We start from the raw sequence: 25,978 nt of genomic DNA, 5'->3' as shown, positions 1-25,978 counted from the left end.
CCGCACCTCACATGTTCAGCCCGGCCCAGGCCGTCGCGTTCGACACCGCGGTCTTCTGGTGCGGGCTGCCGTGCTCCATCACCTGCCCGAGCGTCGCCTGCAGGCCCTTGGGCAAATTCAGGCCGAGGTTGAGGACAGCCTCCGCCGCCTTGCCACCGAGCGCGGCGGCGAGGTCGTCTTGCGCGTGGCCCTGGTGGGGACCTCCCGCGCCCCCCGAGGGGCGGGGTTGCAAGCTGCCGCCGGCGGCATCGGCCGCAGTGTCTGCCGCGGCGGACACCACCCCTTGCAGCACCGCGCCCGCCATCGTCGCCAGTGGGCGCGCCACGGCTTCGCTCACGCCTTGGCCTTCGAGCCCCTGCTGCACCACGGGTGTCAGTGCGGCGCCCAGGGCCGCCTTGCTCAACCCGCCCGTGACGCCGGCGAGCATGCCCTTGGCGGCGGCCATCAGCTTGGGCCTGAGCGACGCGGCGACACTGTTGCCGGTGGGCTCGGCGGTGGCGCTGTCGGACGCGTTCTGCTTCATGGCCGCGTGCTGCTTCATGCGCTCGCCGACGAGCTTTTTGAGCGCGTTGCTCACCGTGCCACTGACCAGCGTCGACGTCAGGTTGAGGGCCTCGCTGCTCCCGCCGGCCTCTGCGGCCGTGCCCGAGCCGGTGCGTTGGCGTAGCCAGGCGCCCGCCTGGGAGGCCAGGTGCGTGCCGCCCTGCTGGGCCAGCGTGCCGATCAAGCGCTCGGCCGCCTGTTCCGGCGCCAGCTTGCCGGCCGCCGTCACGGGCGGCGTCGTGCTGGCCGATGCGGGCCGAGCGTAAGCGCCTTCGCCGGCATCGGCGTGGTGGGCCTCGGGGCCGGACCCGCCGGCCGTGTTGGCAGTGGACGCAGCGCCGCTGGACGACCGCGGCACGCTGGCGCGCGGCGGCAGGCTGCCCTGGCCGTTCACGCCGCCGGCCGCCTTGCGCGAGCGCAGGCCCGGCGGGGCCGACGCGAAGGAGCGCACGGACGTGCCGCTGAAAGGCGTGGCGGACGCCGAGGAAGAAGCATGCGTGTCGTGGTGGTGGTGCGGCGCCGTGGTGGGGGTCCGCGAGGAAGTGGTGGTCGTGGGCGGCGGTGTGGCCGCACGGGAGGAGATGGGCGAGCTCATCGCGAACGCCTCCTCAACGCGAGACCAGCGAACCTGCGAAGGACTGCCGGGGATGCGCTGCGACACGTCGCGGCGCCGGATCAGCCGACGGCGTGAACCCCTGCGTGACGCGCCACACCGTCGCGGCCTCCGCCGCCCGCTCCAGCGACTGGTGCAGCCCCTCGGGCGTCAGGGCGCTTACCGGCAGCGTCAGCACCATCAGCAGCACCGGCTGGTCGACGCGCAGCGCAAACACCGGACCGAAACTGCCGGCCAGCAGCAGGTTGCTGTGCAACAGCAGTTCGTAGACCTCCCGTTCACGCCCCTCCGGCGGGCTGCCGAGTTCGGCCTGCACGGTGACCAACTCGCCGGCGTCGTCGGCTTGCAGCGTGAAGGCGGTCTCCCCCAGGTGGAAGGGCGCGCCGGCAACGATGTCCTCGGCGCGGTCGGGAAGCTGCGCCAAGGCCAGGCAATCGCGCAGGATCTGGAGGTATTGGTTCGACGTGTTCACGGGGAATCCCTTGGGCGGCAGGCAAACGACTGCGTGGGTTGCGGACATCCGCCCGCAGGCCGTGGCGTCCCGGCGGGTGGCGACAGGTCGATGGTGTGAGCATGCCGCGGCGCCAGGCGTCGACGAAGCGAAGCCGGGGCGCGACAAGCGAAGCCAGGACTGGCGGTGCGGCGCCGCGACGCCTGCCAGCTGACCACCGCCGACGCCTCACATCGCGACGTAGCGGCCGGGCCGGTGGTTGACCGCGAGGATCAGGTTGAGGGCGACCGCACCGAGGAGCGAATAGGCCACCGAGACGGGCTCGACCACCGCGAGGGCGAGCACGACGATGACGCAGTCGACCACCATCTGCACCTTCCCGGCCCGCCAGCCGCGCGTTTCCTGCAGGTAGAGCGCGACGATGCCGACACCGCCGAGGCTGGCGCGGTGCCGGAACAGCATCAGCAGGCCGGTGCCGATCAGCAGCCCGCCGACCACGCCGGCATAGCCGGGATGCAGCCGCTCGAAGCGCAGCACGACGGGGTGGAACTCGGCAAACAGCGACAGCAACGCGACCGCTGCGAAGGTCTTGAGCGTGAAGCGCCGGCCCATGTGCCGCCACGACAGCCAGTAGAACGGCAGGTTGAGCACGAAGAACATCTGGCCGAAGCTCCAGCCGGTCGCGTAGTGCAGCAAAAACGCCAGCCCGGCCGTGCCGCCAGTCAGCAGACCGACCTGGTTGAACATCACCACCCCGAGCGAGATGAACAGGGTGCCGATGAGCAACGCCTGGGCGTCGTCGAAGAAGCTGTGGCGATCAGCGCCGGACGGCGTGGAGACGGACATGGCACTCGGGTGGGACGGACGGTCGGTCGGCGGTCTATGGGTCTGCGCAGTGTAGGGGTGCGGCGGCCGCCACGGCCGGTGGCGGCGCGCAGGGCACGCAATTTGCGGAGCCTGTTGCAACCAGACTGCCCGGCCCGCGACGAGGGTCCGCGGTCGGGCAGAGCGCGGCCCTCGGGGGCCGCGGTGCAGATGGGCCGTCGTCGGAGTGGTATGGCATGAATTCGGGGCAGGGTCTGAAACCGTCGCGGCAGGCGTCCGCGGACGGCCATGCGGAGGCGCGCGCCACCGTCGTCTTCTATCGCTGCAATGCCTATCGTGAGCCACGCGCGCACGAATGCGCGACCCACCTCGCCCTCGCCGAAGCGCTCGCGGCGCTGTTGGGGTGCGACTTCGGGGGCGAATTCGAGGCATCGCGCCACGCCGGGCGCCGGCTGTACTTCGTGCCCAGCGACACGCTGCCCAGTCTCGAGTTCGCCGAGCGGCTCGGCATCCACGACGAGCACGACCTGTTCGGCGGTGCGGTGCCCTTCCCCTTCGTCGCCGCGAAGACCATCACCCATGCACTCGCCGACGCCCAAGCCACGGCCCCGGCGGGCTGGTCGCCGGCCTTCGCCCGCCAGGCGCACGATGCCGTGCTGGCGGGCTACTCGGCCTTCTCGGCGGAAGATGCGCGCCGCGCCGGCGAGCGCCTGCTGCAGGACGGCACGGTGCGGGTCAAGAAGGCGAGCGGGATCGGTGGCATCGGGCAGGCGGTGGTGGCCGATGGCGCGCAGCTGGCGTCGCAGATCGCCGCACTCGACCCGGCGGACCTGCAGCAGCATGGCGTGGTGCTGGAACGCAACCTCAGCCAGGTGGTCACCTACAGCGTCGGTCAGGTGCGCGTGGGCCCGCTCCTCGCGACCTACTACGGCACCCAGCGCTCGACCCCCAACCAGAGCGGCGAGGACGTCTATGGCGGCTCCGACCTGACCGTCGTGCGCGGCGACTTCGACACGCTGCTGCAGCTGAGCCTGCCCGACCCCGTGCAGACCGCAGTGGCACAGGCGCGTCGGTATCATGCTGCAGCACTGGCGGCGTTTCCGGGCCTGTATGCATCGCGCAGCAACTACGACATCGCGCAAGGGCGCGACGACCGCGGACAGTGGTGCTCGGGGGTGCTCGAACAATCCTGGCGCATCGGCGGCGCGAGTGGCGCCGAGATCGCCGCCTTGCGTGCGTTTCAGGCCGACCCCGGGCTCGACGTGGTGCGCGCCTCGACCACCGAGCGTTACGGCGTCGACCCGGTCGTGCCCCCGGACGCCTGCGTCTATTTCAGCGGCGCCGACGCGCATGTCGGACCGCTGACCAAGTACTCGCAGTTGGAGCCCTATGCCCACCCATGACGACACTCTCGACATCGAGGTCGACGGCGAACACATTGCCGGCACCCTCGTCTCCCCCGCCACCCGGGTGCCCGGCGTGCTGTTCGTGCATGGCTGGGGCGGCAGCCAGGAGCAGTACCTGGCCCGGGCGCGCGAGATCGCGGCACTCGGCTGCATCTGCCTGACCTTCGACCTGCGCGGCCACGCCGGCACGCAGCCGCAACGCGAGACCGTCTCGCGCGAGAACAACCTGCGCGACGTGCTGGCCGCCTATGACGTGCTGGCCCGTCGCCCCGGCGTCGACCCGTCGGCGATCGCGGTGATCGGCAGCAGCTATGGCGGCTACCTGTCGGCCATCCTGACCACCCAGCGCCCGGTCAAGTGGCTGGCGCTGCGGGTGCCGGCGCTCTACATCGACACCGGCTGGGAAGTGCCCAAGCTGCAGTTGCACAAGGACCAGGACCTCGACGCCTATCGCCGCAGCTTCGTGGAGGCGGCCGACAACCGCGCCTTGCGCGCGTGTGCGGCCTTTCGTGGTGACGTGCTGCTGGTCGAGTCCGAACTCGACACCGTGGTGCCCCACCCAGTCATCGCCAGCTACCGCGAAGCCAGCATCCATGCCCGCTCGCTCACCTACCGGGTGATCGAGGGCGCCGACCACGGTTTGTCCGAGACGGTGGCACAGCGCGCCTACACGTCCTTGCTGGTCAACTGGTTCTCGGAGATGGTGTTCGGGGCTCGCCAGGGCACCGGCGCGTCGCCAGCCGGCGTGTCCGGCAACAGCGTGCCGGAGGCACCGCCGACACCGGGGTGAGCGTGCGGCTGGCGCGGTGCCGATGCCCGCCGGCCCGGCGCTGATCAACCTGCCTGCCGATCGTGACGCCCACGCCGGCGTCACGACCGCGACGCTGGATGCCGGCGCCTCCTTCGCCTCTTCATCACCGCGCCTGCCCCGCCCGCTGGCCCTAATCGGGCTTTAAACGGCCACCCGCACACTGCGCCCTCATCGCCGCGGTGCCGCTTTGCGCCGCGCTCCATGCCATCGTCACCCAAGGAAACCGAACATGTCGCTCGCCCGCCTCAGCGCGCCCGCCATCGCCGTTTGGCTCGGGGCCGTGCTGCTGCCGCTCGCCAGCGCGGCCCAGACCATGGTCCGCCCGAGCCCTGCTACCAGCCCTGCCACCCAGAAGAACTGGAGCGTGATGCTGGGCGTGGGCGCGACCTGGACGCCGGACTACCAGGGCAGCGAGGACCATTCCACCTCGGCCATACCCTTGCTGCACGCCACCGTGAAGACGTCGATCGGGCGCTTCGGCCTGGGCGACATCCCCGGCCCGCGTGGCCCCTTCGTGACCTACACCTTCCACGAAAGCGCGCAGTGGTCGTTGGGCGTGGGGATGGGGCGCGAGCCCGGACGCCGCGAACGCGACGCGAGCGGCTCGACGCCCGGCAGCGAAACGCTGCGCGGTATGGGAGAGATCGACTCGGCGACCGCCTACGGCCTGTTCGCCATCTATCGGCTGGAGGGCTGGCGATTGACCGGCGTCTGGCGCGGCGTGTCGCGCAGCGACGGCCATGGGGGCCGCCTCGCCGACGTCCAGCTGAGCTACACCTTGCCGGCGATCGGCCGTCTGGTGCCGGAGGTCAGCGGCGGGTTCACCTGGGCCGATGACCGCTACATGCAAAGCCTGTTCGGCGTCTCCGCCGAACAATCGGCCCGCAGTGGCTACGCGGTCTATTCCGCCGGGTCTGGCGTCAGGGATTATTCGGCGACGCTGGGCGCGCGCTACCGCGTGACGCCCGAGGTGGTGCTGCTCGGGCGCTTGGGCGTCAGCCGTCTCGCCGGCGACGCGGCGAACAGCCCCATCGTGCAAGACAAGGTCCAACCGTCGGCTCTGCTGGGCGTCGCCTACCAGTGGTGACGGCGCCGACGGCACGAGGGGCGCCCGACGTCCGCCGGGCATCGGCCTTGCTGCCTCAACTGAGCGGTGGCCCGCTGTTCGGGACGCCCAGGAGACGCACATGACCCAAGCCCCTGAGTCCCCCCGGCAGACAACCGACCGGCCCGCCGCCGACGATGCCGAGCTGAAGCGTGAGGCATGGCGGGCCGCGCCCGAGCGCAACACCAACACCTCGCCCCACCCCGTGCCGGAGCCGCGCCTGGCCCGGCAAGGCTCGAGCACCCCGGCCCCCGAGGGCGGGTGGGTGTCGCCCGAGGTCCGCTCCGACGCCGACGGGCCGCTGCGGGGCAGTGGCGACCATCCGGACCTGCCGTCGGGCACGCCGGCCGGACACGACACGGGCGGCGCCAATGCGACGGGTAGCGCACGACGTTCGCATGGCGCGGCGGGCACCTGACCCCGGCCGACCGCTCCATCCCCCGCCGCCCAGGCGGGGCCGCCACGCCGCAGCGGCCCGCCACAAGTGCACAACACTGTGGACAACATGTGAAGGCGCTGGGGGCAACCACCTCAGGCGGTGCGCTCAGCGCCGGTTGCGCACCGGCACCGCGATGTCCTCGGCCGGGATCTCGCGCACCAGGCGCAAATCGGGCACCTGCCCTGCGCTCGCGCCTGCCGCGACCCGGAAGTGGTACATCGACTGCAGGGCCTGGTGGTCTTCGCGGCGCAAGGTCATCGTGCCTTTGGGTGTGTCGAAGCTCATGCCCTCCATGACGCGGATCAGTTGTTGCGCCTCGGTGCCGCCGCCGGTGCGCTGCAAGGCGCTCACCACCGCCATCGCCGCAGCAAACCCGCCGGCCGTGAACAGGTCGGGCGGCTGTTGGTAGCGCAGGAAGTGCTGGTTGACGAGCCACAGATTGGGCCGCGAGCGTGAGAAGGCGTAGTAGTAATGGGTGGCGCCCTGCATGCCCGGCAGCCGGTTGAACTGCCGCATGCCCTCGAAGGTGTTGCCGCCGGTCGAGAGTTCGATGCCGCGCTGCCGCAGGTCGGCGTCGGCCATCGAGTAGGGGTTGCCGGTGCCGGCCCAGAGCACCCATACCACCTTGCGGCCCGGCTGATCCTGAAGGCGCTCGGCCAAACGCTGCGCGGCCGACGTGAAGTCCTCGGTGTTTGCCGGCAGGTATTCCTCGTGCACCACTTGGCCGCGCCGGATGGCGGCGCGGAAGGCACGCACGCCGTCGCGGCCGAACGGCGAGTCCTGCGCCAGCGTGGCCAGTTTGAGGCCAGGCCGGTCGAGCGCGATCGCATTGGCGATGGCGTCTTGCGAGCTGTTGCGGCCGGTGCGGAAGACGTAGCGGTTCCACCGCTCGCCGGTGATGGCATCGGCTGCCGCCGGCTCGACGATGAGGATCTTGCGGTGTTCGGCGGCCACCGGCAGCATCGCCAGCGCCACCGCCGACGAGGTGGGGCCGACCGCGAGGTCGGCCTTGCCGGTGCTGTAGGCCGCCGCGAGCAAGGCCCGGCCCAGCTCCGGTTGGCCCTTGTCGTCGTGCTCCACCACCGCCAGACGCTTGCTCGCGACCGTCATCGTGCCGCCGGTGGCGTATTCCAGCCCCAGCCTGAAGCCGATCGCGGTCTGTCGGCCGTAGGCCTCGAGCGGCCCGGTCTGGCTGTAGATGTGCGCCACACGCACCTCACCCCGCACCTCACCCGCGCCCTGGGCCGACGCGGTCCACGCCACCCCCGCCGCCGCCAGCGCGACCCGCCCCGTCCACCTGCGGGCCTGTCGGCGCCAGCCCAGCAGCCACTCCCCATCCGGCGATGTGAGCATCGTCCCTCCCTGTGTGTATGGACTTGTACAGCCCCCGCTGCCCGGCCCCGACCGGGTCTCGCGCTGCCGCATTCTCACGACGGCAAGGTTCGAAAGCCCAGCACGCCCAAACAGAGTTACAAGGCGTTGTGGGTAGTTACAGCAATCCTCGGATTTTTCGCAGGCGACTCTCACAGGAAACGGCGGCTGGGCCGCGGCCAGCGAGCCGGCCGAACCCAAGCGGCACGCGGGGCGCAGGCCGGCCGGCTACGCACCGTTGCCGATGGCCAGCAGCGAACCTGGCAAAGTAGCGGGCGTGAGCATCACCGTGACCCAAGGACCGCTGGGGGGTATCCGCATCGGCACCGCCCATCCCCAAGAAGCGAACCGCGTCGAGCTGTCCGGCGTGGCCGTGCAGACAGGTGCCGACGGCGGGCTGCGCGTGCAACTGGGCCAGTTGTCGATGCGGCATTTGCGGCTGGCGCAAGGTGCCGCACAGATCGACATCGCGCAGGCCACCCTCAAGGACGTGGCGGCGACGCTGACCGGCCCGGTGTCGGCCGGCGGCCTCGAGTTGCGGAGGCTGAGCGTCGAGGAGGTGCAGTTGCAGGGCATACGCGTGAGCCTGCCCGAAGGTCTGCCGGCAGGCGTCAGCGTGTCGCCCGGCAGCGCCACCGGCCCTTGGCGGCTGGACGCACTGGCCGGACTCGAAGGTGTGCTGCGGGCCTTCGTCACCGATGCCGCCTGGATCGTCGACGCCGACGTGAAGATGCCGATCGCGCGCGGCCAGCTCGACTTCGATGCTGTGGTTGTCGAGCATTTCGGGCCGAACTCGGTGATGGGCCTGAGCCGCGGCGGGCTCTATGTCGACGCCCCCAACCTCGGGCGCCGCTTTCTGGCGGTGTTCACCTCGGCGCAGATCCCCGGGGCCACGTTCGAAGAGCGCGGCGGCTGGCCGATCTCGCGCGTGGCGCACCGCGGGCGCCTGGATCTGCAGGCTTTCGTGTCGGGTTTGCTGGCGCGCGGTGGCGGCGCCCCGCTCGGCAAGGCCGCCGGTCCGCACGTGGAGGCGACGCTGGACCGGACCCGTCTGGGCGGCGAGCTGCAGTTGGGCGACGGCGCGCTCGGCACCGAGCGCTGCCACCTGGTCCTGGCGGGCCATGCGCGCGGCAAGAACTCGCTCAAGCTGACCGCCGAGGTGCTGGGGGAGGAGCTGGTGGTGCGGCTGCCCGAGCTGTCGGCCAGCCATGCGACCTTCGAGCTGTTCGGCAAGACCGGTTGCTGCGGCCCGGTGGTCGGCGAGCTGAGGGCCCAGCTCGAAGGCTTGCGCCCGCCGCCGGGGCGCCCTGCCGCAGCGCCCTCGATCGTCGTGACCCTCGACCACCTGGGGCTGCGGCACTTCACGCTCGGTGAGGTCGACACCCCGAATCCCTGAGGTCGGGCCGCAGCGCCTGACGAGCGGGCACGCCGGGTGACCTCGGCAGACCAACAACAAGAAGCAAGACCGGGAGGCTTATTTGAAGCTCAAGCAACAGGTCGAGCGCTTGCTCGACGAACATCGCCAGCGCACGCTCAGCGTGATCGTGCAGGGACGACCGCAGGGGCTGCGGGAAACGCTGGCCAGAGCAGCCGAAGAGGCGCTGCAGCGGCGCGCCCTCACCAGCGCCACCGATCTGCTGCCGCCGCATGTCAAGGAACGCGAGCAGCGGCGCCGTGCGCGTACCGCCGCGCAGTACGCCGCCAGCGTCGACGAACTGCGGCGCGCCGGCAGCGCGGCGATCGAGCCGTTGCAGGCCGCGGCCTTCCTGACCGGCTCCCGGCTGGCCAGGCGTTCCGACAGTGCCGGCCGCCCCCGGCCGTTGCCACTGGCGGGTGCCGCCGCGCTCGAGATCGACCGCGACGATCTGGCGCAACTGCCCCAGCAGCTGCCCGAGGCGCTCGCGGTGTTTGCCAACCGCCATATCCCGTTGCCGCCCCGGCTCAGGGCCAAGACCTTGCCACCCGAGGTGGAGCGGGTCGTCACCCACGCCTGGGGTTTGGAGGCCTGCGGCGCGCTGGCCTGCTGGGGTGCCTTCAACGCCCGCGGCCAAGGCACCAAGGTGGCGGTGCTCGACACCGGCGTCGAAGCCAGCCACCCCGACCTGCGCGGCAAGGTGGCGAAGTTCGCCGAGTTCGACAGCAAGAGCGGCCTGGTGCGCGAAGGCGTGGAGCACGCCTGGGACGCCGACGGCCACGGCACGCACGTCTGCGGCACCATCGCCGGTGGGCGCGCCAGCGGCCGCTGGATCGGCGTCGCACCCGAGACGCGTTTGCTGGTGGCCAAGGTGCTCGGCCGCTCGGGCGGCACCGACGAGCAGATTCTGAAGGGCATGGAATGGGCGGTCGCCAACGGCGCCGACGTGATCAACATGTCGCTCGGCGGCCTGTCCTTCGACCCGGGCGTGTTCGACACCTACACGGCGGCCATCGTCGCCGCGCGCGCGGCCGGTGTGCCGGTGGTCGCGGCGATCGGCAACGACGGCGCACAGACCAGCGGCTCGCCGGGCAACGACTACTTCGCGCTGGCGGTCGGCGCGATGGATGTGCGGCACCGCGTCGCGGCCTTCAGCGCGGGGCGCACCCAGGTGGTGGAAAGCTCGGACGCGATCGACCCGAAGTACCTGCCGCTGGTGTACGCCAAGCCCGATCTTGCGGCGCCGGGCGTGCAGGTCTATTCCTGCATCGGCAAGGCGAAGTGGGAGCACCTCAACGGCACGTCGATGGCGACGCCTCACGTCGCCGGCGCGATGGCGCTGCTGCTCAGCCGCACCACGGCGACCAAAAAGGCCGGCGCGGACCTCCACGCGCTGGCCGGCAGCGACCGCAGCGACACGCTGATGCAGTTGCTGATCGGCAGCGTGGTCGACCGCGGCGAGAACGGCCAGGACCACCGCTACGGCCATGGGCAGCTGGCGGTGCTGTCCGCCTACGGTCACGCGGTCGACCGCGGCTACCTGCCGCCGCCTTGAACGGCGCCCCCGCTCCCGGTACCCTTGCCACATGCGCCCTTCCCCCGACACCCCGTTGCGCGACCCCGCCTTGGTCGAGTTCGCTGCCGCCCCCGGCACGACCGTGGCGCGCGCATCGGTGATCGTCGAAGCCAAACGCCCGCCGGTGCCGCCGTCGCCACCGCCGCGTGCGAACAGCACCGCCGCCACCGACTGGCTGCCGCCGCCGTCACGGCGCCGCACGCCGGCAGTGCGCACCACGCTGGCCGGGCCGATGCGCGAGCTGCAAGCGGTGTTGAAGCGCCTCGGGCTGGCCGACCAGGCCCGACGCAACAACCTGAGCGGGTCGTTCGTGGTCGAGGTGACGCCGCAGCAGCTGCGTGAGCTGGCGGCGACACCGGCGGTCCAGGCGATTCGGTGCAACCGGCAGCACCGGCGCCGGCTCGCCTGACAGCCCCCGGCTCGGCGTTCCTGGCCGCCCTGACCCCCGGCCCCTCGGCCCACCAGCCCCTCCGTCACACTCCTCACGAATCTCGCTGAACCGACATCTCGCCGAACGGCGTGGACAGGTCCCAGATCGTCTGCTATGGTTTGTGGACGGTGTACACAAGTTGACCGTTCGCACAGTACATGGGCCTTGCGTGCCACCGTCCGCCGCGGCGCTCGTCGTCGACGCAGGCCGCGCCCCGCCCCTTTGCAATCCCCAGGAGACGCCATGCAACAAGTCCAGCCCTATCTGTTTTTCGACGGCCGCTGCGAAGAGGCGGCCGAGTTCTATCGCAGCGCGCTCGGTGCCGAGATCACCTCGCTGCTGCGCTTCAAGGACGCGCCGCCGCCCAAAGGCGACACACCACCGTCGGCAGAGGGCTGCGGCGCAATGACCGCGCCTCCCGACAAGGTCATGCACATGTCGATGCGCATCGGCAGCACCGAGCTGATGGCGTCGGACGGTCAGTGTGTCGGGCAACCCAACTTCCAGGGCTTTTCGCTGTCGATCCAGGCCTCGGACGCGGAGGAGGCCGAGCGGCTGTTCGGGGCCCTGGCCGACGGCGGGCAGGTGCAGATGCCGCTCGGGCCGACATTCTTCGCGTCGCGTTTCGGCATGGTGGCCGACCGCTTCGGGGTATCGTGGATGGTCCTCACGCAACCCTGAAGCACCTTGCCCGTCGCCATGCACGCCTCTTCCGCAGACCCCCGCCGAATCGACGGCCGCAAGCGCTGGTGGGCGCTCGCCGTGTTGTGTCTCGGCGTCTTGATGATCGTCCTCGACACGACCATCGTGAATGTCGCACTGCCGTCCATCGGCGCCGACTTGCACTTCACCGAGACCGGGCTGGTCTGGGTCGTGAACGCCTATCTGCTGACCTTCAGCGGTTGTTTGCTGCTTGGCGGACGGCTGGGCGACCTGTACGGCCACCGGCGCGTGTTCCTGCTCGGCCTGTCGGTGTTCACGCTGGCGTCGCTGGCCTGCGGGCTGGCCGATACGCAGCAGATGCTGGTGGCGGCGCGCGCCGCGCAAGGTGTGGGCGGCGCGGTCGTCTCGGCGATCTCGCTCTCGCTGATCATGGAGCTGTTCACCGAGCCGGCGGAGCGTGCCAAGGCCATGGGCGTCTACGGTTTCGTCTGTGCCGGCGGCGGCAGCATCGGTGTGCTGCTCGGCGGCCTGCTGACCGGGGTGCTGGGCTGGCACTGGGTGTTTCTGGTCAACCTGCCGATCGGTGCGCTGGTGTTTGCGCTGTGCTGGGCCTTGCTGCCGGGCAACGACATGTCGCGCCCGGCGGGCCGGCTCGACCTCGCGGGCGCCCTCACCGTCACCGGCTCGCTGATGCTGGCCGTCTATGCCGTCGTGAACGGCAACCAGGCGGGCTGGGCCTCGCTCACGACCCTCGGCATGCTGGGCGCGGCGGCGCTGCTGGCGGTGCTGTTCCTCGGCATCGAGGCACGCGTCGTCACGCCGCTGATGCCCTTGGGCCTGTTCCGCCTGCGCAATGTCGCGACCGCGAACGCGGTCGGGGTGCTGTGGGCCGCCGCGATGTTCGCGTGGTTCTTCATCGCGGCGCTGTACCTGCAGCGGGTGCTCGGCTTGCGCCCCCTGCAGGTGGGCCTCGCCTTCTTGCCGGCCAATCTGATCATGGCCGCCTGTTCGCTGGGTGGCTCAGCGCGGCTGGTGATGCGCTTCGGCATCCGTCGACCGTTGGTCGGCGGGCTGTTGCTGGCGGCCGCCGGGTTGTTGCTGTTCGCCCGCGCGCCGGTGTCGGGCGAGTTTGTCGTCCACGTGCTGCCCGGCATGTTGTTGCTCGGGCTCGGGGCCGGCATCGCCTTCAACCCGGTGTTGCTCGCGGCCATGAACGATGTGGACCCGAGCGAGTCGGGCATCGCGTCGGGTGTCGTCAACACGTCCTTCATGATGGGCGGTGCGCTCGGCCTGGCCTTGCTGGCCAGCCTGGCCTCGGCACGCACCGAGGCGTTGACGCGCGCCGGTGCTGCCGCGGTCGTGGCGCTGAATGCGGGGTACCAACTGGCGTTCGCGGTCGGCGCCGCCTGTGCGCTCGCAGCGGCCGGGCTCGCCGCGCTGCTGTTGCGTGTGCCGGCTGGTGGGGCCCGCAGCGGCGAAAGCTCGCTGCAGGCGACGCCGTGAGCCCTTCAGGCTTCAGCGCTGCAGCCTAGCGCCACGTGTTCACTGATGCCGCCGCGCGGCGACGTCGTGGGTCACGGCCATGCGCGACAATGGCGGCCTTGTTGCGTCAGGAGATCTCATGCTGCTCATCGGTATGCTCGACTCGCCTTATGTGCGTCGGGTCGCCATTTCGCTGCAACGGCTCGGCGTGCCCTTCGAGCACCGCAGCCTGTCGGTGTTTCGCACCTTCGAGCAGTTCCAGCAGATCAACCCGGTGGTCAAGGCGCCGACACTGGTCTGCGACGACGGCACCGTGTTGATGGACTCGACGCTGATCCTCGACTACGCCGAATGCCTGGCTGCGCCGGGTCGGTCGCTGATGCCGGCCGACCTGAGCCGACGCCCCGCTGCCTTGCGCCGCATCGGCCTGGCGCTGGCGGCCTGCGAGAAAAGCGTGCAGATCGTCTACGAGCGTGAACTGCGCCCGGCCGAGAAGGCGCACGCACCATGGGTGTCGCGCGTCACCGGCCAGTTGCACGCCGCCTATGCGGCGCTCGAAGCCGAATACGCCGCGGGCTCGTCGGCCGCGGCTGACGGTGGGATCGACCAGGCCGGCATCACCACCGCCGTCGCCTGGACCTTCACCCAGCGTATGTTGCCGGGGATCGTGCCGGCCGAGGCGCACCCGGCACTGCACGCACATGCCGAGCGGGCCGAGCAACTGCCCGAGTTCCAGGCCGCCCCGCACGGCGACAGCACCTACCGCGCGTCGGCCTGAGGCCGGGCGCGCGGCAACTCAGGCCATCGATCGCCGTCGCGTCGTCTCAACGCGCGGCGCGACCGAGGCGCTCGTTGACGTCGACCGCTCCCGAACGCGCGAGGATGTCACCAGCGAGCGAACGCAGCTGATCGTCGTCGGCGTCGACCGTCAGCAGGTAGACGCCACGTTGCACACTGTCGGCGAAGTTGTGCTCGTAGGTGTAGTCCTTGTCGGTCCCGAAGCCCTTGAGGGCGTCGATCCACCCGGTCGGCCCGCGCTTGCCGTTGCCAGCGACAAAATTGCCCTCCACCGGGCCCGCCTCGTCGTCGCGGACGGTGAGGTGCACCGCTTCAGCCGGGAAGCCCGACTGCAGCAGGGCCTCGCGCGCCGCCTCGGCGGCTGAAAAATCGTCGTAGCTGCGTACCAAGTCGTGCGCCATCGCGGTCTCCATCGGTTGTGCCCAGGGCGGGCGTCGCCGCCGACCCCCTTCACCATGGGCGGCAAACCCCATACCTGTGCATCCCACGGCCACAAGGCGGCAGGCCGAAGGCAGGATCACAGCCGCGGGTTGGTTCTCGCCCAGCGCTCGAAGGCCTGCAGAAAGCCCGTGAGGAAAGCCGCGGTGTCCGGGTTGGCAATCCGGCCCTGCTCGTCGAACAGTCGGTCGGCGCCGCCGAGATAGGCTTCGGGCTGCTGCAGCGTGGGCACGTTGAGGAACACCAGCGACTGGCGCAGGTGGTGGTTGGCGCCGAAGCCGCCGATGGCGCCGGGCGAGGCGGAGACGATCGCGCCCGGCTTGCCGTTCCAGACGCTGTGGCCGTAGGGGCGCGAGCCGACGTCGATCGCGTTCTTGAGGACGGCTGGCACCGACCGGTTGTACTCCGGCGTGACGAACAGCACCGCGTCGCTGTGGGCGATGCGTTCGCGGAACGCGACCCAGGCCTCCGGGGGCGCTTCATCCAGGTCCTGGTTGTACATCGGCAGGTCGCCGATCTCGACGATGTCGAGCTTCAAGCCCTCGGGCGCGAGGTCGCGCAACGCGAGGGCCAGCTTGCGGTTCAGCGACGCACGGCGCAAGCTGCCGACGAGCACTGCGACCTCGGTCATTTTTTGGGTCATGGAAGTCCTCCTTGCATGGCCCGACGCACGCCGACGGGCCGCACCGCTGCCAAGCACGCGGCGGGCCGGCCGCCCGCGTTCAAAGACCGACCATGGCCTTCAGTTGCTCGGTCGACACGGTGCCGGAGTGCGAACCGTACTGCCCGCTCTTGGCATGGCGGAAGTACAAGGTCGGCACACTCTCGGCGCCGAGCTTCCCGAACAGCTCGGTGTTGGCCGCGATCTTGGCGCGCGCACCTTCGTCGGCGGGCGGCGCCGTCAGCGGCGCGCGCTGGCTCACCAACGACTCGTGACGCTCCAGGGCCTCGACCGGCTGGGGTGACGCGAGGATGGCAGCACCCAACTTCCCCGATTCGGCCCCCATCAGTTCGACCGGCACCCACACCATCTTGAGCTTGCCCAGCAAGGGCTTCGATGCCTGCCACAAGCTGGCGCAGTGGGGGCACTGGGGGTCGAAGAACACATACACGGTATTGGCCGCCATCAGCTGCCCGACCTGCACCCCGCTGCCGCCCGCCGCCAGCCCATAGGCGGCCTCGGGGCTGACGGCCGGCGCGGCGGCCGCCGAACGCTGCCCATCGGCGGCGTCGCCACTGCCGGAGCGAGAACAACCGCCGAGGGCGGCAACGGCCAGCACGGCGGCCAGCAGCAAGCTTCTGCGTCTGAATTCAGTCATGGAAGGCCCGGTGCGGCCCGCAGGCCGGCAAAACATCGAAATGCGAAGCTTACGCAATGCCCGGGTGCCGTGCTGCCAGCAGACGGGAACCAGCGCCGCGACACGCCCGGCACACGCGTGCCCCGTGCAAGCTGCAACACCGGTGGCACGGCCGACGCGAGGGCGGTGGCAGTCCTTCGGGGATCGGCCGGCGCGGCACGACGAAACCACCATGGGAGCGGCGGTCCGCCGGATTTTTCGGCGTGTTGCAAGCCCGCCCTTCAGTGTCGGGCAGACCTGCCGATACTGTGTTTGGGCAAGCCCACCCGAGTGTGGGAGGCCGGCGCATCCAACGCCCGCCCATCCGCATCGCCTTTGACCGGCATGACGGTCTTGCCCGCCAATTCCTCCGACCTGCTGCCCGCCCGCCCTCCGCGGCCGCCGGCAGGCGCGTCGCGCCCCTCGCGGGGCCAGCGCCCACCGCCCGCCGCGGCCTCGGCACCCCCTCCACCCCAGCACCTGCAGGACGCCATCGACCGCTCGATGCTGGCGGCTGAGTATCAGCTGAATGGGCTCACGGAACACTCCTTGCTGTGAAAGAAGAACGCCTCACATCATTTAGACGGAGAACCGTGCATGTACGAAACGGTGGAGAGAATTTGTGTCCTGCGCGCCCTCAAGCTGGGAGACCTTGTTTGTGCGACACCCGCACTGCGCGCACTGCGGGGACGCTACCCGCATGCGCAGATCACCCTGATCGGCCTGCCCTGGGCGCAAGACTTTGCCGCACGTCTTGCAGGGTGGGTGGATGATTTTGAAGTCTTCCCCGGCCACCCCGATCTGCCCGAGCGTCGGGGCACCATGGACGAGTTTTGCGACTGGGTCCAGCAGATGCGCGAGCGCCACTTCGACCTCGCGCTGCAGTTGCATGGCAGTGGTGAGCTGAGCAACGGCATCGTGCGGGCGCTCGGCGCGAAGCGCACCGTCGGCTTCCATGCCGGGGCCGGCATCGTGACCGCCGCCGACGGCAACGAAAGCTTCTGGCCCTATCCGGACGGCCTCCACGAGATCCACCGCAACCTGGCCTTGATTCAGCACCTCGGCGGGGACGTGCGCGACGACCAGCCGGCCTTCCCGCTGCTGCCCGCCGACTTCGCCGAATTGCAGCGCCACCCCGACCTGGCAGCGCTGACGCCAGGCACCTTCATCTGCCTGCACCCCGGTGCGCGGATGGCGAACAAGCGCTGGGCGCCGGAGCACTTCGCGGCCGTCGGCGATACCCTGGCCAACAACGGCTGGCGCGTCGTGCTGACAGGCGACGCCTCGGAGCACGAGCTGGCCGCAGCGGTGCAGGCGAAGATGCGCACGCCCGCCCTCAACGCGGCGCGCGACCTGTCGGTCGGGGCACTGGCGGCGCTGCTGTCGCGCTCGCGGCTGCTGGTCTCGAACGACACCGGCGTGGCCCACATCGCCGCCGCGCTGCAACTGCCCAGCGTGGTGATCTTCTTTGCCACCGATCCGAAGCGCTGGGCCCCGCTGGACCGGCTGCGCCACCGTTGTGTGATCCGCGAAGGCGGCGACGCCGCGTCGGTGACGCCGTCGGAAGTCGTCGAGGCCGCCTGGCCGTTGCTGGCCCTGCCGTGGGCCTTGCGTGTCAGGCCAGACGACGATGCGCAGGATCAGGACGAGTCTCCTGCGGCATGGCATCAAGCGGCGGCGGCGCTTCGAAGAGCGGCTGCGCCAGCGCGATGACGGCCTCGGGCCGAACGTCGTCGACAAACGAATCGGGGTGGCCGCAGTCCACCCCGAGGCAGTTGCGCCCGCAAGCCGGGCACTCCAGCCGCCACGACACGGCGGTCGCATGGCGGGCACTGCTCAGCGGCCCGTAGCCCTGGACGTTGCCGATCCAATAGATGACGGTGGTGGGCGTGCCGACGGCGCGCGCAAGATGCGCCGGGCCGGTGTCGTTCGACACCAGCAGGCGGGCGCGGGCGAGCAAGCCCATCAGGCCACCCAGCGACAAACGCCCGGTCAGGTCGTGGGCCCGCGCGCGCTGCCGCATACCTTGCAGCACTGCTTGCACGGCATCCCCTTCCGCGTCGGTGCCGTTGATGGCGACGTCCGCGCCGAGTTGAGCGAAGTGGTCGCCGACCGCCGCGAAATGCGCCGGTGACCAACATCGCCGCGGATCGCTGGCGCCGGGTTGCAGCACCACCAGCGGACGGCCGGCGGTCGGCGGCAGCGCCGCATGCGCTTCCGCGCGGTCGCGCGGCGTGGCAATGAGGCGGGGTTCGATGTCGCAGCCGTAGGCCCCCACCAAGGCCACGCCCTCGAGCAGGCGCAAGGCCTCGGGATGCGATTCGCGGTAGGGCAAGGTGCGCATCAGCGGTGTCGCGTCGGTTGCCTGAAAGCCGGCGTCCACCCGCGCCTGCAAGCGGCGCACGAAGGGGTTGCTGTAGCGCCCGCCGCCGTGCAGCTGCAGCGCGATGTCGAAGCGGCGAGCCTGCATCTCGGCAAAGAAGGCGGATTGCGCGGGCAGGTCTTCGGCCGCGCCCGGCGCGACGGTGACGCCGGCAGTCGGCGGCACCACCACCACCTCGTCGACCGGCGACGGGCGCCCGGCGAGAAAGGCCGCATGCCAGGCCCGCCCCAGCAGCGTGATGCGGGCATCGGGATAGGCGCTGCGCAGCGCTTCGAGGGCGGGCAACGTGAGCACGAAATCGCCGACGGCGTTGGCACGCAACACGGCGATCGAGCGCACGTCGTCGACCGGCGCACCGAGCCCGCAAAACAGCCCGCTGGGCCTACGCGCGTTCATGGGTGACCTCCGTGCTGCGGTGCACTGCGGTGCGAGCGCCTTCGGGCGGCCGTGCGGCGCTGATGGTGCCAACCTCCGTGCTGCGCACTGCGGTGCGAGCGCCTTCGGGCGGCCGTGCGGCGCTGATGGTGCCACCCTCCGTGCTGCGCACTGCGGTGCGAGCGCCTTCGGGCGGCCGTGCGGCGCTGATGGTGCCAACCTCCGTGCTGCGCACTGCGGTGCGAGCGCCTTCGGGCGGCCGTGCGGCGCTCATGCCACCCTCACCGCCGGCGTCTCGATCTCGAGCACCTTCGGCGCGTCGACCTCGCGTTGCGGTACGGTCGTCGGCAGTTCCTGGTGGTAGGCGCCCGAGGGCAATACGCCGCAGCCGCCGTAGCGGTCCATCACGCGCAACTGCGCCAGCACGTCCTCGCCGCAATGCTCGTCGGGCAGCTCGGTCCAGAAGCCGAAACCGCCGACCTCGCGCAGCTTGGCGGTGTCGTACATCACGCAGCCACCGGCCCAGGCCAGCTTGTAGAGCCGTGTCTCGCCGGGGGCCAGGGCCAGCTCGCGCTGCACATGCCACAGGTTGGCGGCGTTGTGCAGCACGTGCCGCTGCCACTGCGGTGTGCCGGGGCGCACCTGCTCGGGCCGCACCGGGCCGTCCCAGAATTCGATCGACTGCTGGTGCGGTCGGACGTCGTCCCGATAGGACAGGCCGATCACCGCGCTGCCAACGAAACCGCAGCGCTCGGACTGCAGCACGCCGACCAGGCGCTCGATGACCTCGGGCTCGAGCAGCACGTCGTCATCGATGAACAGCACATAGGGCGCATGGGCCTGGTCGAGCAAAAACTGCCGCTGCTGCGCAAGGCCGCGGCGCGGCAGGTTGCGCAACAGCGAGACACGATGACCGCGTGCCTCGAGCAGGCGCACGATGGACGCGATCTCCCCACCCTCGTAGCCGGCCTCACCGTCCGACTGGTCGGACACCACGACGTCGAATGCGCGGTGGCTTTGGCCGATCAGCGCGGCGAGCGTGGCGGCCAGCGCCGTGCGCCGGTTGCGCGTGGGGATCAGGACGTCGACGCGTGCGGACGCCGTCATGAGTTCAAGGCAGGCTGGCCCGTCGTGGTCGTGGCAGGGCTGCTGCCCTTCATGCCGCACAGATAGGGGTTGAGCGACGGGTCGTTGTACATCTTGAACTGACGGTAGATGCGATAGCCGCAAACACCTTCGCGCATGCCGCGTAGCAAGCGGTCCAGACACTCCAGCAAGTCCTCTCGCTGCTGCTGCAGGCGCTCGAGCTTGGCAGCGCAGGACAGCCGGTGCGACTGCGACACGCCGGTGCGCTCCAGCTGCAAACGCATGTGGTGCTGCTTCAAGGCGTTGATCGACAGCCGGTCGATGATGGAGCCGGCCGTCTCGCTGTTGATCCAGGCATCTTCCTGCAGCGCGACATCCTGCACGGCCGACAGGATGGTCTCGTCGATCGCTTCGATCGCATCGTTGCGCAGCTGGTTGTAGCGGTCGATGGCGCGCTTGTTCTTGACGATTTCGGCGTCGGGCACGTCGGTGCGGCGCGCCTGGTCTTCCTCTTCCCACAGCAGCGCGTTGTAGCGATGGTTGGCCGCCACCCAGCGCAGCGCGCCGTCCGGATGGGGAGACTCGGGCCAGCCGGCCAGCTGGAAGGCCGTCCGCTGCAGCACGTCCACGTCTTCGGCGCTCAGGCCCAGATCGCCGGACGATGCGACGTCGGCAGAAACTGCCGGATGGTGATCCTTGTGCTCGGACCATCGTACGGATGCAGGCATGCAAAACCCCCTTCTCGACAACAAGGTACAGACGAGTCGACCGGCAGCGCCGGCCTTTGTGTCACCTGTTTGGCAATCAGGATGCCGGGGGCGTCGGGGGGGAGGAGCGGGAACGACGGTGCGCTTCGACACGCGGCGTGCACGGCGGTGGGCACCACCGTGCAGCCACGCGACGGCTCGCGCCGTCGACCTCCTGCGTCAGGACTGGGTGTGCGCCCCGCCGGTCAGGCGGCGGGGGATCCCGGCCGGGCCGGGCAACGGTGTCACGTCCGCGAGGGACGCGCCGGAGCGGGCGTACTGCTGCCGGAAGTCGCCGGGGCTGGTGTGGTACCAGCGGCGGAAGGCATGTTGCAGCGCGCTCGGCTCCGAGAACCCGAGCAGCACCGCGACCTGGGAAATCGACATGCCCTGCACCAGATACCGCGCCGCGGCTTCCCGGCGAACCTCGTCGAACAGGTCCCGAAACCGCTGGCCCTCCGCTTCCAGTACCTGTCGCAAGCGGCGGGGCGATTGCTTGAGCAGTTCGGCCACGCGGTCCAGGGTCACCTCCTCGCCGCGTGTCAGCAGCAAGGAGATGGCAGCGACGACCTGGTTCTCGACCCGGGCCTCCTGCTCGAGCCCCGCCTTGAGTTCGTCGGCCTTCGCCACCAGGAAATGATGCAGGTAGCTGTCGGCGGTGCGAAACGGCAGGTCGAGGTAGGACGCATCGAACGAGATGCTGTTCTCGCTCGCACTGAATTCGATCGGCGCCTGGAAGGTCCGCTCGTGGGCGATGCGGTTGAGCGGCGCCGCATGCATGAAGCGCACACCGTTGAGCTTGAGTGTGTGGCCGGTGAAGCTCTTGGCGAACCACAAGGCCAGCGACAGGAAGTGCTCGGCAAACCAGCGGGCGGTATAGCGCGGATCGCGGCAGCTGTAGATGAAGCGGGCGGTGCCGCCCTCGACGACATAGTCGACGTCATCGATCTCAGACACCAGGAAGGCGTACTTGCGCCAGTGCTCGATGGCCGAGCGCATGTTGGCGCAGCGCATGCCGAGATGGGCGACGAAATGCAGCCGGTTCTCGGGATAGTGGTGGTGCAGCTCGAGCGCGATGGCCGGCTTGTTGAGCCGGTCGGCGGCCATCTGCCACAGGCGCTCGATCTGGGACACCGGCACCCGGGCGTCGGGATGCCGCGTTCGCTCCAGCGACATGCCGGTGACTGCTTCCACCTCGGCTTCGCTGACGCCGTGGCGCAGCAACAGCCGCACCAGGGTCACGGCGGACTCGTAGACCGCCGCAGTCGGTTCACGGCTGGCCGGCGCAGGCCGCCAGCCGTTGACGGGTTTCCGGGCCCGCAAAGGAGGGCCGACAAGGTAATTGGTGGGACGCATGGAGGTTCACCTCGAAGCAGACAGCGCGGCTTGAAAGCGATCAAGGCGCGGATGCATCACGCTACGCCACAGCGACGGCACCCAGCTCAACACCACCATCGTCGCATAGCCGAAGGGCAGCTGGGGACTTTGGTCGAAGTGCCTGAGCAGGTGGTAGCGGCGCGTAGCGTGCGCGTGATGGTCGGAATGGCGCTGCAGGTGGAACAGCAGCAGATTGGTCAGCAGGTAGTCGGAATTCCAGGAATGCATCGGGTTGACACGCTCGTAGCGGCCGTCGGGCAGGCGCTGCCGCTGCAGGCCGTAGTGCTCGACATAGTTGATGGTTTCGAGCAGCACAATGGCAAAGAAGGCCTGCCCGAGGTAGTAGACGAAACCCGCAGTGCCGCCGACGATCGCGACGCATACCGCGCACATCGCCGCACTGACCAGCATCCACCCGAACACTTCGCTGCGCGCCCAGCGGTACACCTCGCCACGCCGCTCGGTGTGCCGGCGCTCGAGCGCGAAGGCGCGCCCCACATTGCGCGCCAAGGCGCGCGCGATGAAGGCATAGACAGACTCGCCGCGGCGTGCCGTCGAGTTGTCGTCCGGGGTCGCGACGTCGACGTGGTGGCCATAGATGTGTTCGACCTTGAACGACCCGTACAAGACGCTCGCGAGCAACACGCCGCCCGCGGCCCGTTCGACGCCGTTGCTCTTGTGGATCAGCTCGTGCCCGGCATTGATGCCCTGCACCCCGCCGACGCAGCCCATCGAGACGATCCACCCGAGCTGCCCCGCGAGACCGAACGGCGCCTCGGCCCACACCGCGGCGCCCCAGAACAGCAGGCCCAGCTGCAATGGCAGACACGACAGCGGCAGGCAGCGGTAGTAGGGGTCGCGGGCCAACTCGCTCTCGTCGGCCGGATCATGGTTGTGTCGGTCTTCGCCGAGGACGAAGTCGAGCACGGGGATGATCACGAAATAGACGAAGGGGGTGAACCAGGCCCAGAGGTCCCAAGCCCCGACCTGCCGCGCCAGCGCCCACGCCACCACGGGCAGCATGCCGGGCAAGACGAACAGCAGATGGCCCCAGCGACTGCGTGCTGCCTTCAACAGGGGCGCCGGCAGGGCCGCCTGGCGTGTCTCGGACATCTTCACTCCTCAGTCTCCGTCGAGCCGCGGCTGCGTGGGCCGCAGCTTCGATCAGAACGAATAGCCGACACTCATCAGCAAAACATAAGGGTTGAGCTCGCTCTTCAGCTCACGCTCGTAAGTGCCCAGATCACCGCCCCGCTTCGCAGCGACCTGGCCGACCAGATTGTCCATCGCCTGGCGCGACGTCGGGTCCGTCGGGATCTGGTTCACAGGATAGGGATAGTCGTGCAACACCGGTGAACTTCCGGACAACATGGTGTTGGTGGTGGTCATCGTCGCGGTCGTGCGGACACGAACATAGCCCAGCGTAAGTTTGATATGCAGCCTTTCGGTAAGCGCATATTGCGCACCGGCGAACAGGCCCAAGCCCCATGACGGCTTCATCTTGATCTTCGTCGGGCCACCTGTATAGCTTTCCAGCGCCGGTGTGGCTTCGGCGTCGAAGAAATAGGTGTAGTTGAGGCCAATGCCCAGCGAGGGGCGGAAGCGGGCGTTGTACTCGCCGAAGTAGCGGTGCAGGATCAACGTCGGTGGCAGCTGTTTGACGGTCGCTACCTTGCCCAGACGCTCAATGGTGCCTTTGCCGTAGATGTCGTGCTTGAAGGGCACCGCGAGCACCAGGCCTTCGATCGCCCAGTGGTCGTCGAGGAACTTGCCCACGCTGCCGAACAACGAGGCCGAGTTCTTCACGTCTACCGTCGCCCCCTCCGGGGTGCCGAACGATTCGACCCCCGGTGCGAGGAAGCGCAGGACCGGGTGGTCGGAAGAACGCAGCACCGGCCCTGTCACGTCCTCCACGTTCTCCGACTTGTCGTTGAGTTTCAGCGCCGACACCCCGACGCGGGCGAACCAGCGCCGCTTCTTGTCGATCTGCAGGCCGCTGGCGGGGGGCGAGCCCTCGCCTGCTTGCGCCAAGGTGGTGGCGGGGGTGGGGGCGGTGGCGGAGGTGTCTTCCCCCGCCTGCCAGCGTCGGTGCATCACCGATTCGTTCGTTGTGGCCTGCGCCGGCAGCACCTGCGCACAGACCATCAAGGCACACCACAAAGCGGCGGGCCTCCAGCGGCTCGATCCGAGCCCCGGCTTGCGATTCATACTTTGTCTCCTGCCAGTGTCTTACGTTGTAATCAGGCCGCCGCTCGGGTCTCGCGTGCGCCTCATGAGCGCCGCGCGCGGGCTTCTGCCTGGCGGCCCGTGCAGGGGCCGGCACACGGTCGACGGAAGCGATCGTGTGCGCACCACCGACTGTCGATCCCTTCAGTGCGGAAACCAGCGACGGTGCCTGTTTGGTCGAGAATCGCCGACGGGGGCAGGCTCGGGCAATGATTCAACTGCCTGCCGCTTCTGGGTCGAAGACTTCCCGATCACCATGGCGGGCGCGCCAGGGGCAAGCGCCGGGCCTGGGCCAAACGGGAACAAAGCCGGCGCCTGGGCTGGCCATGGATGCGGTACCGGCACTGCATCACGCAGCGTACGGACTGGGGATTTCACCGAGCGGCCATCGGGCGCAGCCGGCAGGACCAGCGCTTGCATCCCGCTGCAAAGAAGACCCGCAGTGTGTCTGCGGCTCACAAGCCCAGCGTGGAAGGAATCGTCGAGATGAAGCTTGCCCTTGCGCATCCCCGTTTACTGGCCACGGCCGCACTGGCGCAGGCACTCTGGCTGCCCGGCGGGGCGAGTGCCGAAACAATTACCGCATGGCAGATGGCGCAGACAGGCCAAACCGGCGCCGGTGGTGCTGCGGGCGCCGCAGGAGCTGCCGGCGCCACCGGAGCGGCCCCCGCACCTGCCACCCAGGGCACCGCCGCCACACCGCCAGCGCCGGGTCCAACAGGCACTGTTCCCGGTGGGGGGGCCGGCGCCGCCCCGCTCGGCGCCGGTGCGGTGTCGCGCGATGCACGGGTCTCGCAGTTGATCGGCAAGCGTGTTCACAACCCGCGAGGCGAGAACCTCGGTGAAATCAAGGATCTGATCATCGATGTGACCCACCAACGGGTGCACTACGCGGTGCTGTCCTTCGGCGGCATCCTCGGTGTGGGCAACAAGCTGTTCGCCTATCCGGTCACGCTGTTCTCGCCGGTCGGCCGTGAGGACGAACTGCTGCTCGACATGCCGCGCGACAAGCTGAAGGCAGCGCCCGGGTTCGATCAGGAAAAATGGCCCAACTGGGGCGACCGCACGTATCGCAGTGAGATCGAGCGCCATTTCGGCGCGGCAGCTACCCCGCAGAACTTGCCGAACCAACGGCTGGTGCGGGCGAGCCAGTTGGTCGGCAAGGATGTGGACGACGCCACCGGGCGCGATGCCGGCGAAATCGAGGACGTGGTCGTCAACCTGGGCACCGGCCGTGTTCGGTATGCCGTGCTCGACTTCGACAAGGCATGGAGCCCGCAAGACCGGTTGCTGGCCGTGCCGTTGCGTGCCTTCGCGTTTCCGACTTCCGACCGGGACCTGGTGCTCAACGTCCCGCGCGACCAACTCGACATGTCGACCGGTTTCGATGAGAACCGCTGGCCCGACCTCAACGATCCTGCCTATGTCCGCAATGTCGACCGCGCGCTCGACACCGTGCGCCCGTCCGGCAACACGCCGGCACAACAGCGGGGCGCGGAGCCCGGCCCGAACATGCGCTGAACGCGGCTGGGCGGCGGGCACATCGCATGCATGGATGGCAAGGCGGGCCGCCCTCCGAGTCCCTGACGGTGCAGCGCCCGCCACGCGCCGCCTGCGGCGCTGGTTGCTCGCTCCGGCGCCGCCTCACGGCAGCGTCGCCGCGTGGTGTCGTCGGACAGCCGCCGGCGGGCTGCCAAGGCAGCGCCAGGGACTCTGGCGGCAACAACAGCATAGGAGTACAGCATGCAGATGAGTGATGTGAAGCTGCGTTTGCAGCGCGTTGAGGAATGCGCGACCGAAGCACTGCAGGCGTGCCAGGCCGGCGGGCCGATCCCGCCGGAACTGCGCACTTGCGTCAGCGAGTTGGACCGCCGCTCTCACGAGGCGATGCAGATGATGCAAAGCCAGAACGACGAGCAGACCATCTCGCAATGGGTCGACGACCTCGAGCGCCTCGGCGACCGTGCGATGGCCGCCTGCCGTCGGGCGCAAGACACGTCAGAGCCTTTGAGGAGTGCCATACAACACGCCCACGACGAGTTGTCGAGCCTGAAACACCAGCTCCATTGAAACCCGCCGCACG

At 69.7% G+C, this 25,978-nt stretch carries 26 protein-coding genes; 13 read left to right on the top strand and 13 right to left on the bottom strand.

Annotation, left to right across the window (positions count from 1 at the left end):
- Nucleotides 1-7: 7 nt before the first annotated feature.
- The 3 genes from AAW51_RS04200 to AAW51_RS04190 all read right to left on the bottom strand — a co-directional run bounded on the left by AAW51_RS04200 (nucleotide 8) and on the right by AAW51_RS04190 (nucleotide 2,453).
- Complete coding sequence (locus AAW51_RS04200) at nucleotides 8-1,138, bottom strand: hypothetical protein (RefSeq protein WP_047193594.1); 1,131 nt, start codon at nucleotides 1,136-1,138, stop codon at nucleotides 8-10.
- A 13-nt stretch (nucleotides 1,139-1,151) separates the two neighbouring features.
- Nucleotides 1,152-1,628, bottom strand: coding sequence for a CesT family type III secretion system chaperone (locus AAW51_RS04195; RefSeq protein ID WP_047193593.1), 477 nt, complete (start codon nucleotides 1,626-1,628; stop codon nucleotides 1,152-1,154).
- 207 nt (nucleotides 1,629-1,835) lie between these two features.
- Nucleotides 1,836-2,453, bottom strand: a complete 618-nt coding sequence (locus AAW51_RS04190; protein ID WP_047193592.1) for a YitT family protein — start codon at nucleotides 2,451-2,453, stop codon at nucleotides 1,836-1,838.
- 215 nt (nucleotides 2,454-2,668) lie between these two features.
- Between AAW51_RS04190 and AAW51_RS04185 the strand changes: the two genes are divergently transcribed.
- From AAW51_RS04185 to AAW51_RS04170, 4 genes are all read left to right on the top strand, one after another.
- Nucleotides 2,669-3,835, top strand: a complete 1,167-nt coding sequence (locus AAW51_RS04185; protein WP_083438073.1) for a DUF3182 family protein — start codon at nucleotides 2,669-2,671, stop codon at nucleotides 3,833-3,835.
- Nucleotides 3,822-4,628, top strand: a complete 807-nt coding sequence (locus AAW51_RS04180) for an alpha/beta hydrolase family protein (RefSeq protein WP_047193591.1) — start codon at nucleotides 3,822-3,824, stop codon at nucleotides 4,626-4,628. The genes AAW51_RS04185 and AAW51_RS04180 overlap by 14 nt, the downstream gene beginning before the upstream one ends.
- A gap of 250 nt (nucleotides 4,629-4,878) precedes the next feature.
- Complete coding sequence (locus tag AAW51_RS27845; RefSeq protein WP_053013330.1) at nucleotides 4,879-5,736, top strand: MipA/OmpV family protein; 858 nt, start codon at nucleotides 4,879-4,881, stop codon at nucleotides 5,734-5,736.
- Between the two features lie 100 nt (nucleotides 5,737-5,836).
- Complete coding sequence (locus AAW51_RS04170) at nucleotides 5,837-6,172, top strand: hypothetical protein (protein WP_047193590.1); 336 nt, start codon at nucleotides 5,837-5,839, stop codon at nucleotides 6,170-6,172.
- Nucleotides 6,173-6,298: 126 nt separating this feature from the next.
- On the opposite strand, the gene AAW51_RS04165 is transcribed toward AAW51_RS04170, so the two are convergent.
- A complete protein-coding gene (locus AAW51_RS04165) occupies nucleotides 6,299-7,546 on the bottom strand; it encodes a substrate-binding domain-containing protein (RefSeq protein ID WP_083438072.1) in 1,248 nt (415 codons plus the stop codon).
- 295 nt (nucleotides 7,547-7,841) lie between these two features.
- On the opposite strand from AAW51_RS04165, the gene AAW51_RS27840 reads away from it, so the two are divergent.
- The 6 genes from AAW51_RS27840 (at nucleotide 7,842) to AAW51_RS04135 (ending at nucleotide 13,907) form a co-directional block, all read left to right on the top strand.
- A complete protein-coding gene (locus tag AAW51_RS27840; protein WP_053013329.1) occupies nucleotides 7,842-8,960 on the top strand; it encodes a hypothetical protein in 1,119 nt (372 codons plus the stop codon).
- 82 nt (nucleotides 8,961-9,042) lie between these two features.
- Nucleotides 9,043-10,533 carry a S8 family serine peptidase gene (locus tag AAW51_RS27835; protein WP_053013328.1) on the top strand — a complete coding sequence of 497 codons (1,491 nt, stop codon included), beginning with the start codon at nucleotides 9,043-9,045 and terminating at the stop codon, nucleotides 10,531-10,533.
- 31 nt (nucleotides 10,534-10,564) lie between these two features.
- Nucleotides 10,565-10,963 (top strand): hypothetical protein, encoded by a 399-nt coding sequence (locus AAW51_RS04150; RefSeq protein ID WP_047193589.1) that lies wholly within the window; start codon nucleotides 10,565-10,567, stop codon nucleotides 10,961-10,963.
- 264 nt (nucleotides 10,964-11,227) lie between these two features.
- Entirely contained in the window at nucleotides 11,228-11,665 is a 438-nt protein-coding gene (locus AAW51_RS04145; protein ID WP_047193588.1) for a VOC family protein, read from the top strand.
- An 18-nt stretch (nucleotides 11,666-11,683) separates the two neighbouring features.
- Nucleotides 11,684-13,150 carry an MFS transporter gene (locus AAW51_RS04140; RefSeq protein ID WP_047193587.1) on the top strand — a complete coding sequence of 489 codons (1,467 nt, stop codon included), beginning with the start codon at nucleotides 11,684-11,686 and terminating at the stop codon, nucleotides 13,148-13,150.
- Between the two features lie 118 nt (nucleotides 13,151-13,268).
- On the top strand, nucleotides 13,269-13,907 hold the full coding sequence (locus AAW51_RS04135; protein ID WP_047193586.1) for a glutathione S-transferase: 639 nt from the start codon (nucleotides 13,269-13,271) through the stop codon (nucleotides 13,905-13,907).
- A 46-nt stretch (nucleotides 13,908-13,953) separates the two neighbouring features.
- Here the strand turns inward: AAW51_RS04135 and AAW51_RS04130 are convergent, their stop codons facing one another.
- The 3 genes from AAW51_RS04130 to AAW51_RS04120 form a co-directional block, all read right to left on the bottom strand.
- Complete coding sequence (locus tag AAW51_RS04130; protein WP_047193585.1) at nucleotides 13,954-14,328, bottom strand: hypothetical protein; 375 nt, start codon at nucleotides 14,326-14,328, stop codon at nucleotides 13,954-13,956.
- A 116-nt stretch (nucleotides 14,329-14,444) separates the two neighbouring features.
- Nucleotides 14,445-15,008, bottom strand: coding sequence for an NADPH-dependent FMN reductase (locus AAW51_RS04125; RefSeq protein ID WP_157359610.1), 564 nt, complete (start codon nucleotides 15,006-15,008; stop codon nucleotides 14,445-14,447).
- 79 nt (nucleotides 15,009-15,087) lie between these two features.
- On the bottom strand, nucleotides 15,088-15,684 hold the full coding sequence (locus AAW51_RS04120) for a thioredoxin fold domain-containing protein (RefSeq protein ID WP_047193584.1): 597 nt from the start codon (nucleotides 15,682-15,684) through the stop codon (nucleotides 15,088-15,090).
- A gap of 615 nt (nucleotides 15,685-16,299) precedes the next feature.
- Here AAW51_RS04120 and AAW51_RS04115 point away from each other — a divergent pair.
- Nucleotides 16,300-17,415 (top strand): glycosyltransferase family 9 protein, encoded by a 1,116-nt coding sequence (locus AAW51_RS04115; protein WP_053013326.1) that lies wholly within the window; start codon nucleotides 16,300-16,302, stop codon nucleotides 17,413-17,415.
- Here the strand turns inward: AAW51_RS04115 and AAW51_RS04110 are convergent.
- The 6 genes from AAW51_RS04110 to AAW51_RS27830 form a co-directional block, all read right to left on the bottom strand.
- Nucleotides 17,318-18,481, bottom strand: coding sequence for a glycosyltransferase family 9 protein (locus AAW51_RS04110; protein WP_083438070.1), 1,164 nt, complete (start codon nucleotides 18,479-18,481; stop codon nucleotides 17,318-17,320). The two genes, AAW51_RS04115 and AAW51_RS04110, sit on opposite strands and share 98 nt — an antisense overlap.
- A 249-nt stretch (nucleotides 18,482-18,730) precedes the next feature.
- The gene (locus AAW51_RS04100; protein WP_047193582.1) at nucleotides 18,731-19,567 is read right to left on the bottom strand and encodes a glycosyltransferase family 2 protein; all 837 of its coding nucleotides are present in this window, start codon (nucleotides 19,565-19,567) and stop codon (nucleotides 18,731-18,733) included.
- Nucleotides 19,564-20,274: a DUF4254 domain-containing protein gene (locus AAW51_RS04095; protein ID WP_047193581.1), complete on the bottom strand. Its 711-nt coding sequence runs from the start codon at nucleotides 20,272-20,274 to the stop codon at nucleotides 19,564-19,566. The genes AAW51_RS04100 and AAW51_RS04095 overlap by 4 nt, the downstream gene beginning before the upstream one ends.
- 198 nt (nucleotides 20,275-20,472) lie before the next feature.
- Nucleotides 20,473-21,648 (bottom strand): AraC family transcriptional regulator, encoded by a 1,176-nt coding sequence (locus AAW51_RS04090; RefSeq protein WP_083438069.1) that lies wholly within the window; start codon nucleotides 21,646-21,648, stop codon nucleotides 20,473-20,475.
- Between the two features lie 6 nt (nucleotides 21,649-21,654).
- Complete coding sequence (locus AAW51_RS04085) at nucleotides 21,655-22,782, bottom strand: alkane 1-monooxygenase (RefSeq protein ID WP_047197389.1); 1,128 nt, start codon at nucleotides 22,780-22,782, stop codon at nucleotides 21,655-21,657.
- A 51-nt stretch (nucleotides 22,783-22,833) separates the two neighbouring features.
- Nucleotides 22,834-23,799, bottom strand: coding sequence for an OmpW/AlkL family protein (locus tag AAW51_RS27830; protein ID WP_238947756.1), 966 nt, complete (start codon nucleotides 23,797-23,799; stop codon nucleotides 22,834-22,836).
- Nucleotides 23,800-24,381: 582 nt separating this feature from the next.
- Between AAW51_RS27830 and AAW51_RS27825 the strand changes: the two genes are divergently transcribed.
- On the top strand, nucleotides 24,382-25,416 hold the full coding sequence (locus AAW51_RS27825) for a PRC-barrel domain-containing protein (protein WP_157359609.1): 1,035 nt from the start codon (nucleotides 24,382-24,384) through the stop codon (nucleotides 25,414-25,416).
- A gap of 222 nt (nucleotides 25,417-25,638) precedes the next feature.
- The gene (locus AAW51_RS04070; RefSeq protein WP_047193579.1) at nucleotides 25,639-25,965 is read left to right on the top strand and encodes a hypothetical protein; all 327 of its coding nucleotides are present in this window, start codon (nucleotides 25,639-25,641) and stop codon (nucleotides 25,963-25,965) included.
- The last annotated feature ends 13 nt before the right edge of the window (nucleotides 25,966-25,978 follow it).

Source organism: Caldimonas brevitalea (genome assembly GCF_001017435.1).
GTDB classification, from domain to species: Bacteria; Pseudomonadota; Gammaproteobacteria; order Burkholderiales; family Burkholderiaceae_C; genus Caldimonas; species Caldimonas brevitalea.
Note: the sequence above shows the minus strand (reverse complement) of the source record. Positions and strands in the feature narration are given on the sequence as shown.